This window comes from Floridaenema aerugineum BLCC-F46, assembly GCF_041929345.1.
Taxonomy (GTDB): Bacteria; Cyanobacteriota; Cyanobacteriia; order Cyanobacteriales; family Aerosakkonemataceae; genus Floridanema; species Floridanema aerugineum.
On sequence record NZ_JBHFNQ010000170.1, the window covers coordinates 23529 to 37995 of the forward strand.

General features: G+C 38.3%; 10 protein-coding genes and 1 pseudogene. 2 read left to right on the forward strand and 9 right to left on the reverse strand.

What is annotated here, in order from left to right; genetic code table 11:
* Positions 1-2: 2 nt before the first annotated feature.
* Entirely contained in the window at positions 3-953 is a 951-nt protein-coding gene (locus ACE1CC_RS22255; protein WP_413272625.1) for an AAA family ATPase, read from the reverse strand.
* Positions 954-964: 11 nt separating this feature from the next.
* On the reverse strand, positions 965-2398 hold the full coding sequence (locus tag ACE1CC_RS22260; protein WP_413272626.1) for a VMAP-C domain-containing protein: 1434 nt from the start codon (positions 2396-2398) through the stop codon (positions 965-967).
* A 313-nt stretch (positions 2399-2711) separates the two neighbouring features.
* Between ACE1CC_RS22260 and ACE1CC_RS22265 the strand changes: the two genes are divergently transcribed.
* Together ACE1CC_RS22265 and ACE1CC_RS22270 are read left to right on the forward strand one after the other, a co-directional pair.
* Positions 2712-2921 (forward strand): hypothetical protein, encoded by a 210-nt coding sequence (locus ACE1CC_RS22265; RefSeq protein WP_413272627.1) that lies wholly within the window; start codon positions 2712-2714, stop codon positions 2919-2921.
* A gap of 880 nt (positions 2922-3801) precedes the next feature.
* Positions 3802-8109: a S8 family serine peptidase gene (locus ACE1CC_RS22270; RefSeq protein ID WP_413272628.1), complete on the forward strand. Its 4308-nt coding sequence runs from the start codon at positions 3802-3804 to the stop codon at positions 8107-8109.
* Between the two features lie 387 nt (positions 8110-8496).
* Here the strand turns inward: ACE1CC_RS22270 and ACE1CC_RS22275 are convergent.
* The 7 genes and pseudogenes from ACE1CC_RS22275 to ACE1CC_RS22305 form a co-directional block, all read right to left on the reverse strand.
* A pseudogene (locus ACE1CC_RS22275) lies at positions 8497-9312 on the reverse strand (sensor histidine kinase); the annotation flags it as partial.
* Positions 9306-9557 carry an Hpt domain-containing protein gene (locus tag ACE1CC_RS22280; RefSeq protein ID WP_413272660.1) on the reverse strand — a complete coding sequence of 84 codons (252 nt, stop codon included), beginning with the start codon at positions 9555-9557 and terminating at the stop codon, positions 9306-9308. The pseudogene ACE1CC_RS22275 and the gene ACE1CC_RS22280, both read right to left, overlap by 7 nt.
* A gap of 21 nt (positions 9558-9578) precedes the next feature.
* Complete coding sequence (locus ACE1CC_RS22285) at positions 9579-10292, reverse strand: response regulator transcription factor (protein WP_413272630.1); 714 nt, start codon at positions 10290-10292, stop codon at positions 9579-9581.
* Between the two features lie 48 nt (positions 10293-10340).
* Positions 10341-10574 carry a hypothetical protein gene (locus ACE1CC_RS22290; RefSeq protein ID WP_413272631.1) on the reverse strand — a complete coding sequence of 78 codons (234 nt, stop codon included), beginning with the start codon at positions 10572-10574 and terminating at the stop codon, positions 10341-10343.
* Positions 10575-11141: 567 nt separating this feature from the next.
* Positions 11142-12122, reverse strand: coding sequence for a KpsF/GutQ family sugar-phosphate isomerase (locus ACE1CC_RS22295; protein ID WP_413272632.1), 981 nt, complete (start codon positions 12120-12122; stop codon positions 11142-11144).
* A gap of 89 nt (positions 12123-12211) precedes the next feature.
* Entirely contained in the window at positions 12212-13144 is a 933-nt protein-coding gene (locus ACE1CC_RS22300; RefSeq protein ID WP_413272633.1) for a DUF7796 domain-containing protein, read from the reverse strand.
* Between the two features lie 40 nt (positions 13145-13184).
* Positions 13185-14453, reverse strand: coding sequence for a glycosyltransferase family 61 protein (locus tag ACE1CC_RS22305; protein WP_413272634.1), 1269 nt, complete (start codon positions 14451-14453; stop codon positions 13185-13187).
* Positions 14454-14467: the final 14 nt, after the last annotated feature.

Here is a 14467-nt window from a genome sequence, read left to right on the forward strand (position 1 = left end):
TTTTATCCATCCTCCGCACTGGTTAAATACTTAAATAGATACTTTACTAAATCTTCCCGTTCTGTGCCTATAGGTACTCGTTCTTGGGTTACTAAATAAATAGCATTAAGCAATTGGTCAGTTGCCAAGTCGCCTTGACGATTAGGATCTTCTCGTTTAGAAAGAAACTCTTTAATCAGAACTTTAGCTTGCTCAGATACTTCTTTACCTAAATGTGCAGTGACAATTTTTTCTAATGCCGATCGATCTGGTTCTGGCATATTCAAACGCAAACAGCGCCGCAAGAAAGGCGGAGGAAAATCCCGTTCCCCGTTGCTAGTTAAAACCACAAAAGGAAAAGAAGTACAGCGAATTCTCCCTTGCTGAATTTCAAAAGTTGCATCATCAGAATAAGCAGTACTAACTGTAATTTGAGGGTAATTTTGAGCAACTCGCTGAAGTTCTGGAATCAGAAACTCTCCTTCTTCAAAAATATGAAGTAAGTCGTTTGGTAAGTCAATATCACTTTTGTCAATTTCATCAATTAGTAATGCTCTTGGTCGAGTTGAAGGTAGTAATGCTGTACCTAATGGCCCCAAACGGATATACTTACCAATATTTTCTAAATTGTCTTTGCCTTGTTCTTGTAATCGACCGATCGCATCGTAACTATATAATCCATCTTTCAAAGTAGTGCGAGTAGTAATTGACCAAGTAAGAACTTCTCCTAATTTCAACTCATGAGCAACTGCGTAAGCAAGGGATGTTTTTCCTGTCCCGGGTTTTCCAGTTACTAGCAAAGGTCGCCGTAAATATAAAGCTGCATTTACTAGATCGATCGCCTCTTTCCGCGCCTGAAAAGTTGCTCCCCGATCCTGTTTTTGGTCAAATTTTCGCCAACTTGGAGCAGCAGGTAAACTGTCAATATCGTCGTGAGGTTCTTTAGTTCCTTTAAAAATTTTCCAGTCATTCATAAGATAGAATTTTATGGCATTAATAGTGGTGTAACATCAGGCGGTAAACGGTGCGGATCTTCCCAAAGTAACGCTAAATGTGCGCCAATATGAGGTTCACCGTTAGATATAAACGCTTCTGTACGACAGTTTTGCACTGAATTTTGCAGTTCGGCAATTTTGCAATTAAGTACTTGATTTAAGGCATTTTGACAATCAATTTCTAAATTCTGTCTCAACCATACTGCAACAGGTGCTGCCGATTGCAGAATTGCATTAAATACATTACCTTGGACAGATAGGTTAGGTACAGCAGTCATCTGACATCCCAAAATGTTTTCGCTATTTTTGTCTGTCAATCTTACATATAGCTCTCTCCAGTGACAATCTCCAGATATAAATAATTCGGTGCAAGGTGAGCAACTTAATTTATTAAGTTGAAGCCACTTCTTTTCCCATTCTTTACGTTTCCGAAGATAAGGTAAAGAAAGACGTTCTTCGGAACGAACAACTACTCTGTATTCTACTCCGATCGGCAATTCTAGTGATTCTTTAATTAGCCATTGATCTACTTCATGGTTAAACAGGTTGTGAGGTAAAAATAATTCAATTGTTAAATCGCTTTGAGCGCAACGATTTCCACCACATTCTATGAGTAACGATGGCAAAACTTCATCAGAAATTTCAGTTAATGTAAACGTCGAATTTTCTAATTTTGGCAGTAAAAGCGGCTCTTTCTCCCAATTTATACCCGTTTGTCCAGATGTCCCAGATGCAAACCAAGCTCGGACAAAGTAATGATTTATTTCTTGAGGCGCTGTTTTTAACCAAATCATCAAGTAAAAACTTTCAGACTTTGGCTGAGGGTTAATTCGATCTAAAAGTTGTTGAATGTCAGGAACTTTGGAATTAAGCCAAGCTTCAAGACTTTGCTGCATTGATGAGGGAATATCTGGATCTACTATCAATCGAGCCACAAACTGAAAGATAGTTTCATAGCCAATTTCACCAGGCGGGATGTCTTGTAAATCTACCAAAATTTCCAGTAATTCAGTAACAGCAGGACGAGTCCATCCAGGCGGAAGACAAGCATGATAAGCAGCAATCAGTCTTTCCAGTGGAAAAACTTCATCGCTGGTTAAAATATTGACTAATTCTGGGTATTTGAGTTTTTGCTGTTTCGGCTTACGACTACTTTCTATAACAGCAGATTCATAGTGGTTTTCCTCTAGATCGAGGTTGAGGCTACTGAATAATTTATGGATATTACTGAGGGTAGCAGGGTCTTTAGCTTGTCTAATTTTAGCTACTGTATCGCGACTAATTCCCGCGTCTTCTGCTAACTTTTTGGCACTAATTTCTCGTCGAGAGATTTCTTCCTCCAAAAGTTTTTGTCCTTCGGAAGTTAACCGACACTGCTTTTCATTGCGCTTTTTCCGATCGCCAATTGAGGAAAGATTTACCACGCCTAACTCCTAAGTGCGGATGATCGGCATATTGTTGTAGATGAGCCGCTATTTTTAAGGTTCTCGCTTATAAAAACATTTCTCTGGTTGGCTTTCCAGATTTTCCCATATTTCCAGAAATTGCCGATCGTCCCCATGAGATCATCCTCAGTTTCACTTGGCGAACCGCTTAAGCTTATGTTATCTAAGCGTTTGGACTGTTTGTTCCTTATTTTACAAGACTTACAGCTTTTTAACGTAGCGGCTGGAATAAGTAGGTTCCCTGAAAGACGCTGAACAAATTTTTTTGTTGGAGAAATGGGAGAGAAGCCTAATGTTTAAGACAATTTATTTTACTACTACCTGTATGGCGATCGGTTTAACTGTTTTCGCTCCTAACCAGTCAGCACAAGCAATTCCTCAGTTAACTTCTCCTGAGAATGTGACTAGGAGTAGAGATAAATTCCCTGTAGTCTATCAATTCAATTATGATAACTGTCCAACGAACTCACCCCGCTCTTGTGTACCCGGAGGAAGTAGATAACTCAAGTTGTTAGTTATATTAGACATCTCCAGAAATTAAAGGTACATTACTTGGAACCTTTGTAGAGACGTTGTATACAACGTCTCTACAATCTTTGAAAGGAGAAGTCTATTGAGTAGGGTGCTCAACTAGACCCAAAATTAGTGACGATCTCCAAAATTTTACTATTCTGAGCACCCTACAGCCTGAAAAATTTCGGAAAATTAATAACTAGCAACTTGCTTTATACTGTTCACGGTCATAGAGCGAGCTTTTTTTAACCCAGTAGGGCTAAGCATTCCGGCAATAATTTGTTGGTTATCGCCAAATATATGTACCGGAATGCTGATGCCTACGGCACGCTACGCGAACGCCCCTACAAATCAAAAACAACAGTTTGTGACCGCGCCGAGTATAGATAAAAAATTTTTTTCTATTTAGTTGCATAGCTAACAGCTGCTCAGAACTATATAGGGTCGAGTGAAGGCTCTTAGCTGTTTTTCAGGCAGATGTAACTTACACTTTTCATCTGCGATCGAGCCACTAATAACAGTTATTCGGCTTAGCAACCGAACTAATTTCTGTTGATTTAGATTTAAGAATTCACTTCAGGAGTTGCACCAACCATAGTTTAATAACGCAAGTTGCTAGTTATATCGCGTAAGGTGTGTCAGACACCAAAATGCCTGGTAAATCACCAGAAATTTCCGCCTAGTTACGCACCCTACAACCCACAAAATTACCGAAAATTAATAAGTAGCAACTTGAGTTAATAGAAGATTTTGATTCAGCAGAATCGAAGTTACTAAGGTTATTACCTTGGTAGTAAAAATTTACTTACGCTTCTGAGAATCAGAATCTAACGGATTTAATTATGAAGAAGAAGGAAGGAGCAGGAATTATGGCTAAAGATTTGGAAACTTCCCAGATGTTAGATAACCAACAATTAGGTCTGTCCAAAGAAACCAATCAACGCCAAGATGATCATCTGCGAAACTCAGGTGAACCAAGTTTAATGCAACGTCCTGAGTACGTAGACCAACAACTGATCGTTAAGTTTAAAACAGGAGTTTCTAGCAACGCAATTAACGCTCTTAAACAAAGTTTGCAAGCTGAAGTCGTAAAAAAGACAGAAACTTCAGGTGTCGAACTTTGGGATATCAAAGCTACTAGTGTAGAAAATGCGATCGCCACATATCGCAACAGTTCTATAGTGGAATACATTGAACCTAACTACATTGTTTCCCTTGATAAAACTATCCCTAATGACCCCAGTTTTAATCAACTTTGGGGATTAAATAATACTGGACAAACAGGCGGAACCGCAGATGCAGATATCGATGCAGCAGAAGCTTGGGATTTAACAACTGGTTCTGATGTTTTAGTTGGAGTAATTGATACTGGAGTTGATTACAATCATCCAGATTTAGTAGATAATATTTGGACAAATCCCGGAGAAATCGCTGGAGATGGCATCGACAATGATGGCAATGGATTTGTTGATGATATTCACGGTTATGACTTTGTAAATAATGACGGCGACCCTTTTGATGATGATGGTCATGGAACGCACGTTGCGGGAACAATAGCTGCTAGTGGAAATAACGGAACTGGCGTTTCAGGTGTTAATTGGTCAGCCAAAATTATGGGACTAAAGTTCCTCGATGCTACAGGTAGTGGCACCACTTTTGGCGCAATTCAAGCAGTTGAATACTCCACAATGATGGGAGTTCAATTAACTAATAATAGTTGGGGTGGTGGTGGTTATTCCCAAGCATTGTATGATGCGATCGCCGCTGCTGGTGTAGCTGGACAATTATTCATCGCCGCCGCTGGAAATGATAGCAACGACAACGACGCAAACCCTCATTATCCTTCTAGCTACGACTTAGATAATATCATTGCGGTTGCTTCCACCGACCATAACGATCAATTATCCGGTTTTTCTAATTTTGGACAAACATCAGTAGACTTAGCTGCGCCTGGATCGGCTATTTACAGCACTACTCCGGGAAACACTTACAGCACTTACAGCGGAACTTCAATGGCAACTCCCCATGTTTCAGGTGTTGCTAGTCTCCTGTGGTCACAATTTCCCGGAATGTCTGCTACACAGGTAAAAAATCGGATTTTGAACTCGGTAGATCCGATCGCTGCTTTAGATGGCAAAACGTTTACAGGTGGACGACTGAATGCTTTCCGTGCGATCGCAGAAGTCAACACAGGTGGTATTACTGGTACTAAATGGAACGATCAAGACGCTGATGGTATCAAAGATGCCAACGAACCCGGACTTGCAAATTGGACAATCTTTTTAGATCAAAACAACAATGGTGTTCTTGATTCTCAAATCAGTACAATTGCATCTAATGACATTCCAAAAAACATCGTTGACAATCAAACTGTTACCTCTAACTTAGTTGTTACTGGTTTAGGAAAAGCGATCGAAGATGTCAACGTCAAATTGAATATTAACCACACTTGGGATACTGACTTAGACGTATTTCTCGTCAGTCCATCAGGAACAGAAATTCAATTATTCACCGATGTTGGTAGCAATGGAGATAACTTCATTAATACAATCTTAGATGATGAAGCTGCTACATCAATTACTGCTGGTTTTGCACCTTTTACTGGTACCTTTCGACCAGAAGGATTACTATCAGCTTTAGATGGACAAGATCCCAACGGCACTTGGAAATTAAAAATTACCGATGATGAATTGGGGGATGTTGGTACTCTCAACAATTGGTCGTTGGAAATTACCGCACCAGAAGCATCAACTCAAACCGATGCTAATGGCAACTATACCTTCTCTGGTTTGCAACCCGGTACTTATACTATTGCCGAAAAACAAAAACCAGGATGGGGACAAACCTTTCCCAGTGGAAATGGTACTCACACATTTAGCGTCGCTTCCAATCAAATTGTTCAGAATGTTGATTTCGGCAACCGTGACCTCAGCGTTGGTCTAATTCAAGGTAAAAAATGGAACGATATTGATGGTGATGGCATACAGGATGCTGGTGAACCTGGTTTAGAAGGATGGACAGTTTATCTCGATCAAAATAACAATGGAACATTCGATCAAGATATTACTAATGTGAGTTCTTCCGATGTTCCTAAATCAATTCCTGATTATACTCCTGTAATTTCGCAATTGAATGTTAGTGGTTTAAGTAATGCGATCGCAGATGTCAACGTCACCTTAAATATTAACCACACTTGGAACGCTGACTTAGACCTATTCCTCATCAGTCCATCAGGAACAGAAATTGAACTATTTACCGATGTCGGTGGTAGTAGCGACAACTTCAACAATACCACTTTAGATGATGAAGCAACTACATCAATTACTGCTGGAGTTGCACCCTTTAGCGGTACATTCAAACCAGAAGGATTACTATCAGCTTTAGACGGAGAAAATGCCAATGGGACTTGGCAATTAAAAATTACCGATGATGAATTGGGGGATGTTGGTACACTAAACAACTGGTCATTGAATATTACTACCGCAGAAACATCAACTCAAACCGATTCTAACGGCAATTATACATTCACCAACTTGCAACCCAATACTTACACTGTTGGCGAAGTTCAACAATCAGGATGGCAGCAAACTTTCCCAGATGGAAACGGAACTCACTCTGTAAATTTAGCCGCAGGTGAAATTGCATCTAATAATAATTTTGGCAACCAAGTATTGCCAGGAAAAATTAGTGGTGTTAAGTGGAATGATGCTGATGGAGATGGCGAGTTAGATGCTTCTGAAGCTAAATTATCTGGTTGGACAATCTTCTTAGATAACAATCAAAATGGTGAGTTAGATGCAGGTGAAATCTCCACTGTTACCAATGCACAAGGCAAATACGAATTTACCAATTTAGCTGCCGGAACTTACGCCGTTACTGAAGTATTAAAACCCGGTTGGATACAAACTTCTCCCACAGCTTTATCTAATCCTGGTTTTGAAACCGGAGATTTCAAAAATTGGCAAACGTTAGGCAACAAAAAAATTGAAACATCTGCCTTTAATTCTGGCCCAAAAGAAGGTACTTATCAAGCATTGTTAACCAATGGCGTAGGTTCAGTGAGCGATACGAATTTAGAAACTTCGTTGAATTTAAGTTCTGGTAGTTTAGATGCTTTAGGCAATGGTAACGCTACAGAAGGTTCTGTTATTCAACGCACAGTTACCGTAACTGCTGGTGCCAAATTAACTTTTGATTGGAACTTCTTGACTTCAGAAGGAACACCGAGTTTTTACAATGATTTTAGCTTTGTGGCAATAAGTTCCGACACCACAACTGATACCATCAGCACATTAGCTAATACCAACAATTCTTTCACACCTTCTTCAACTATTTTCCCCAAAGAAACGGGATTTGGTACGTTCTCTTACACCTTCACCAATCCAGGAACTTATACCATTGGAGTTGGGGTGATGGATGTAGCAGATAGCGGCGTAAATTCTGCCGTCCTAGTAGATAATTTCTCACTAACCGATAGTGAAGGTAATCCTTTACCTGGTTCTCACACCGTAGAATCCGGCCCAGGTTTAGTGGTAGAAAATGTGAATTTTGGCAATCAACAGGTTGACTTTACTCCACCAAATGCACCTATTTTTGGTACACCAAATAATGATGTATTAGACATTTTTAATGCGCCAGTTATTGTGTTTGCTGGTGATGGTAACGACATTGTTGATGCTTCGACTAGCACAGGTGGAAATAGCCTTTATGGAGGTAGTGGAAATGATGAATTGTACGCTAGCACTAATGACCGATTGTTTGGTGAAGCTGGCGATGATATTCTTGATGCTTCTGTAGGTTCTGGTAATAACAGATTGTACGGTGGCAATGGTGCAGATTCTTTATTTGCTGGCAGTAATGATTATTTATTTGCTGGTAATGGCGATGATGTCATGTTTGCTGGTAGTGGCAATAATACTTTAATTGGTGGTAGTGGTGTCGATCAATTTTGGATTGCTAATGCCAGTGTTCCCACTTCCGAAAATGTCATTATTGATTTGGAAATTGGTGTTGATTTAATTGGAATTGGTGGACTTTCAGGAGTTAATAGCTTTGCAGATATTTCCTTAGTACAAACTGGGGATGATACTCGGATTAGTGCTTTGGGTAATAACCTAGCTTTGTTAAAGAATATCCAGGCAAGTGCTTTAAGTACTTCTAATTTTGTGTTTGTTTGAGTAGCTTGTTGTAGCCTCTAGATTAAGAGTGTTACCTGGAGTTGAAACTATCGCACCGTAGTGCGATAGTCTCAACTCCAGAGGTCAGGCTAGCCAACTTTCAGTAGACCGAAAAGTTTTGCGATCGCCACAGAAGATCGAGTCTGTATTGGCTCAAATCCCAAAATCAATGTATTTTTGAATACATTTTCCTGATTACAGTAACAGATGTGTGGGTGGTTTATAAATATAAAAAGGGAAGCGACGACAAAATGGTATTGAACTTTTTGCGTATGCGGTTTATGAACCAAATTTATCTTTAGCTTTTATTTATGATAATTATCGAATACGCTTCGTCGGGATGGGGTCGGGGTAATCCTCCCATTAAGGAACAGGAACCTTGCAGGTTAATCCCGTTCCTCCCTTGTTACGAGAATCAGAAGCATCTACTTGTTGAAACCGTTCAAAAATGCTTTCTAGCCGATCGCTGGGAATGCCACGTCCGCGATCCTTGACCATAAATTGTAGGAATGTAGTAGGATACAAATCATGTAGAGACGTTTCATGAAACGTCTCTACATGAATCTCGATAGTTGAATGCTCTGGAGAAAAGCGGATTGCATTACTGAGTAGATTTGTGAGGACTTGGATTAGGCGATCGGGATCGGCTTGAATCGCGCAGGATACCAGAGATACTGCAAATTTAATATTTGATTGATTGGCTAAATCTTTCATTTGATCGATCGCACTCTGAACCAAATTTTCCGGGTAACAAAGCTGTTTTTCAATGCAAACCTTACCAGAATCGAGTCTTTCTAAATCCAGAATATCATTAACTAAACGCACTAAGCGATCGACACCTTCCGTTGCTACATGAATCATCCCTTGTCCATCTTCTGATGTAGGATCGACCAATTTTTGATCCAGCAAACTCAAAGCAACTTGCATAGAAGTCAGGGGAGTTCGCAGTTCATGACTCACAACAGAAACAAATTCACTTTTAAGACGCTCTAATTTATGCTGTTCCGTAACATCTTCACCAATCCCAATAATGCCGATCGCATTTCCCCTAGTATCTTGCAGGACAGTATTATTCCAAATAATAATTCGTTCTTCCCCTGATTTTGTAATAATTCTATTTTGATAATTAGAATAAGCAACGCGCTGTTCTAGCAAATCAACAAAATGATTTTTTGACTCTTGCCATTCTCTAGGAATCACAAAAGTAGGGAATCTATGTTAATTAAAATTGGTTGATTTTGCAAGAGGATTTCGATTGCCTTAGCAATATGAGAAGCTGCTTCAAAACCAAAAGTTGCCACTGTACCCGCTAATTGATGAGTACTTTTTTGGGCTGCTTGTAATTGATTTGAATTACAGATTTTAGATTGTAAATTGAGGACAATTTCTTCCAGATTCTCTAGGTGTTTAAAGACTCCCTCGTGAATATTTTGCCAAATTTGGGCGATCGACTCATTTAATTCTTTACTTTAAGCTATAAACAACGAAGAACTAGATAGGGAATTATAGATAAAACTCGGATTAATTCGATAGCCATGTCCATAAAGTGTTTCAATCAAATCTTCTGCTCCCACCTCCTTTAACTTATTACGAATTCGGCGAATATGCGACTTTACTGTATCTTCAGTTGGCAATTTATCCAACGTCCAAAGATGATCGACAATATCACTTCGACTAAAAACCCGACAAGGATGGCGGAGAAATAACTCTATTAATAAATACTCTTTTCGGCTAAATGGTAAAACTTGCCCATTATAGGTAATTTCCCGCATTTGTGGATTGAGACGAATACTACCACAGGAAAGAATAGCTGTTGATTCTTCAGTCAATCGACGAGACAAAACGCGAATTCTAGCCAGTAACTCTTGGATATCAAACGGTTTCACCAAGTAGTCATCTGCACCACTATCCAATCCAATTAATTTATCTGTCATTGAATCTCGTGCAGTCATTAGCATTACTGGAACTTGGAGATTGTGTTCTCGCAAGCGACGACACAAACTAATTCCATCCAACTTCGGCAGCATTACATCTAGTAATACTAAATCATAAGAAATGAAATTAATCATTTCCCAACCCATTTCACCGTCAGTTGAAATGTCCAAAATATAATTCTGTTTACCTAGAACGGTAGTCAGTGCCTTGGCTAAATTTGTGTCATCTTCAACAAGCAGAATTCGCATATTATCCAGATGCTTCACTTAAATCTATGAAGAATTTTTGCTCAATTCCTATTCAGCTTCGGGATTTATGTAAGGATCGAGGTTAGGATCAATTACTGGTTCTTCAGGATGCGGATTAATATAGGGTTCTAAATTAGGATCTGTATTCAAATCTGGTTCGGGATTTGTGTAAGGCTCGACATTAGGATCTTGCACGGGCGCAGGATGAGGATTTGTGTAAGGCTCGGTGTTCGGGTCTACATTAGGTTGAGGATTAGTAGAAGTAGATGGTGTGTTACTCATTAGCTTTCTAGCCTCATTTAGTTCACATTGATGGATGGCAAATGCTGGTTTAAAAGTAAATTTTGCTTTTGGGACTTCAATTGGTTAAAACCATTTTATCGAAGCACCTAAACTTTATCACAGAAAAGTAACAAACTGGTGAAAAATAAATTATTTATCTAAATTTGTCACTTGGATTGATTTTGATCACTAACATCTGCCCCTAAATCGGAACTCAGGTTAAAATTTGGCTATCTATACGATCTTTCTTCTCAGTACTAATAATGGATACACAACTTTTCACAACATTTGCAACAAGTTTATTTGCCCTACTTAATCCCTTGGGAAGTTTGCCAGTAATTGAGCCTTGAGTGCGGCAACTCCATCCCCATCGGTTTTTTCCGGCTCCGACAGGTTTTTTGTGCTTTTTTGTGTCAATTTTTCAGCAAAACTCCTTTTTTCAGTTCATTGATTATCAAATGTTATCTTTGAACAGATATCAGCCCATATCTACTTGTTTATTTGACCCCTTGATTCCTTGTTTGATTCTGACAAAAGCGATCGCAGACTTTATTCAGCAAGCCCTACTTAATTTATGATGTCTGATGACCCAGAAATTGAAGCTAGTTGATTTACGTGAACAATCCCAATCGGCATCTTTTTTTCTACAACAAAAACATTAGGAACTGTTTTTTCTTTGAAAAAATTAATTAGTTCTGATACAGTCATCTCTGGCGAAATACGTAGGGGTGAGGGTGTCATATATTGGCTAACAGGTTCTTCTAAGGACACTTGAGCTTCTAAACTTCGACGAAGATCTCCATCTGTAAAAATTCCGACATACTGATTTCGCTGATTGACAATACCAACACATCCTAAGCTTTTGGAGTTCATTTCAATAATAGCTTCTTTGATAGATGCACCTAAGCCAATCAGAGGTATTCGATCGTCCTTATACATAAAATTCTTTACTGGAATAAGTAATGCACCTAAGTTACCGCCGGGATGAAATTGCTGAAAATTTTCCGCGCTAAAACCACGTAAAGCCATGACAGTTACAACTAACGCATCACCTAATACTAGTTGGCAAGTTGTTGAAGTGGTAGGAGCCAAACCGTTTGGACAAGCTTCAGGAATATTAGGGATTTGCAAGATAATATTGGCAAAATGGGCTAGGGAACTGGTGGGGTTTTTAGTAACTAAAATAATTGATATTCTTTGCTGGAAAGCATATTGCATGATGTCTAGTAATTCAGTTGTTTGACCTGAAGCAGAAAGAGCAAAAAGTATATCTCTGTTATCTAATAAACCCAAATCTCCATGACTGGCTTCAGTTGGATGAACGAAGATTGCTGGCATTCCTGTAGATGTAAATGAAGCTGCAATTTTCTGACCAATATTCCCACTTTTACCAATTCCCGAAACAACTAATTTCCCTTTACAATCTCGAATCATCAGCACAGCCTTTAACCATGATTCGTCAATGGTTTCACAAAGTTTTGATACTGCGCTAATTTCTTTTTCAATTACGCTTTTAAGTTGTTCTCTAATAGACTCATAGCTGAACATTTTTAAACCTACATTGGACTTTAACCTAACATTTGACTTGAATCAGTTCGATCGCAAAAATCAAAACCAAAAAACTATTCAAAATATCCTTAATTGCTTTCTTTGTCTGTTACAAAAATCATCTTATCCCAAGTTTTATGAATTGCAAATTCTTTCATATTTTCCAGAGAGCTTAATAACTCTTGCTCATATTTATAGGCATACTCTACTCCATCAACATTTTTTGTTTTTACAGGAGCCCAGTTCGTTAAGGTTTGTTTATCTCCAGTCAGATAAGCTACATTCTTAAAGTTGGCAACTTTTACTCCACAGTAGTCTAAATGACTCTTCAGATGTCTTTCATGGTTTAAGTTATTTTCATCAAGATTATTATAAATATACTCTAATGCTTTAAAATTGAGCATTAGTTCAAGCAAACTCAAATAATCAGAAACATTTTGATTACTACAAACTGCATGGCGATCGTTGTACCCATTATAATTTTCTCCAGTAGGTATCCAGATAAAGTTTGAATTTAATAAATTTAATGGTGGATGCTCTACCAGCCAAAAAAGATCTGTTCTTGTAATTACAAATTTCTGATATTCAGAACTAATTTTTTGAAAACTTCGTAGTCTTTCAAGTAGTTTATAATAATTAAAATTCAAATGAAATCCAGAACCTCTTCGTCCTTCTATTCCACCTAACCAATTCCCTTCAATCTCGAAATATTTACCCCATTCAGTTCGGTTTTCTGGAGTTATTTGACTGAAAAAACTATGCAAAAAATCCTGGTAGCTATCTTTGGCTTCCTCATAAATACAGACATCAACTATATTGCAATTTTTAAACTTATTTATCATAGCTTCATCTTCGTAATTCATCCGAGACACACAGAATATTAAATCAGCATTCAAAGGTTGAATTACCTTTTCAATCAAATTTTTATAGGTTAAATCTACTGCTCGCAAAGTACCAACTAGACAAACAACTGAACGCTGTTCTGCAACTGTTATATGATTTGCCAATTTATTGTCATCCATGATCATTCCTCAATCAGTTATTGTGTTAATTTCGTTACTATTATTTCAGCTTCATTTGTTCATGTAGCACTCGTTTAAATTCAGACATATCTACTTCAAAATCAGCATTTTCATCAAACTGATCGTGAACAATAAAGTAATGTTCTTGTCCAAGTCCTTTGAATTGGGTAAAGAAAAATGGTGTGGGAAAAGTTTCTGGATACAGAACAAGTATCTTGATTTTCCCTGAAAAGAGAGTTGTTGCTAAACCTGCGCCGTGTGGCGCTACAATGATTTCCGCTTTAGTAAAAAGTTCTACCTGTTGTCGAAATGACATTTTTTCCAGAACAACTGGCTTAAATCCATAGTTTGTTAGGTATTCAATAATCCGATCTTCGTTGAGAATTCTGCGATGTTTTGCATGGTTGCGGGAAATATAAATTCGCTCAGTGGGGTTTTTGGCAGGAGTTAGATCATATTTCTTGAATACACAGTTTCTAATGTATTCATAATATTGAGAGGGTAAAAATCCATTCTCACAACGACTGACATAAGAGGGCATAACAAGGCGATCGACCTTAACCCAAGAACCTTGCGGAACATATATTGTTTGGAAATTATCTGGGAGGACACAATCTAGCAATTCTCTAAAAGAATCAGGTAAAGAGTCAGGTACAATAACCGTTAATTTTTGATCAGACCTCGCAAGAATAGCCGAATATATTCTAGGTACACAGTCATATAAAAAGTGCCAAAAGTTCTCTGCTGAAAGCGAAAAAATATAGACAGCTGTAACAGGTAAATGTTCTGCCCATAAAAGCTTTAGACGATCGAAGTATCCCAATCTCCATCTTGCTATTTTGACGCGATATTGCATCCCGGAATCAACGATCGGTCTAAAATCTTGGCTACAAATAGTTCCTAGACCAATATGAATATAAGCTGGTACAACATCACAGACAAATATTTCCGATCGAGCGAAATATTCCGCTTTGTAATACAGGCAAACTTTGAGAAATTCTCGATCGATTTCATTAACACCAAACTCGACTCTTTCAGGAGAAAACAGAACTTCATAGTTTTCCACATTATCCCCCAGCATTTCTTTTGGATGGACAGTTTGCCTAAGTCGCAAAAGTCGAAAAATCGGAATTGAATCTAACAATTTGGTAATGAAATTATTTTGAGAATTTCCCATCCCTGATAAAGGATCGGCTTGCTCCTCAATTAACTGAGTTTTTAACGCTTTTAATTGCCTTTGTCTTTCTTCCGTCAACAAAGTGAGATGACGCTGAAATTTATGTTTTTTAACCTTTGTTTGAGTTTTCATTATATTGTAAAAAA

Bases quoted from the DNA above. Each gene is read 5' to 3' on its own strand.
- ACE1CC_RS22255 (WP_413272625.1), bottom strand. From the start codon at position 953: ATGAATGACTGGAAAATTTTTAAAGGAACTAAAGAACCTCACGACGAT.
- ACE1CC_RS22265 (WP_413272627.1), top strand. From the start codon at position 2,712: ATGTTTAAGACAATTTATTTTACTACTACCTGTATGGCGATCGGTTTA.
- ACE1CC_RS22270 (WP_413272628.1), top strand. From the start codon at position 3,802: ATGGCTAAAGATTTGGAAACTTCCCAGATGTTAGATAACCAACAATTA.
- ACE1CC_RS22285 (WP_413272630.1), bottom strand. From the start codon at position 10,292: ATGCGAATTCTGCTTGTTGAAGATGACACAAATTTAGCCAAGGCACTG.
- ACE1CC_RS22290 (WP_413272631.1), bottom strand. From the start codon at position 10,574: ATGAGTAACACACCATCTACTTCTACTAATCCTCAACCTAATGTAGAC.
- ACE1CC_RS22295 (WP_413272632.1), bottom strand. From the start codon at position 12,122: ATGTTCAGCTATGAGTCTATTAGAGAACAACTTAAAAGCGTAATTGAA.
- ACE1CC_RS22300 (WP_413272633.1), bottom strand. From the start codon at position 13,144: ATGGATGACAATAAATTGGCAAATCATATAACAGTTGCAGAACAGCGT.
- ACE1CC_RS22305 (WP_413272634.1), bottom strand. From the start codon at position 14,453: ATGAAAACTCAAACAAAGGTTAAAAAACATAAATTTCAGCGTCATCTC.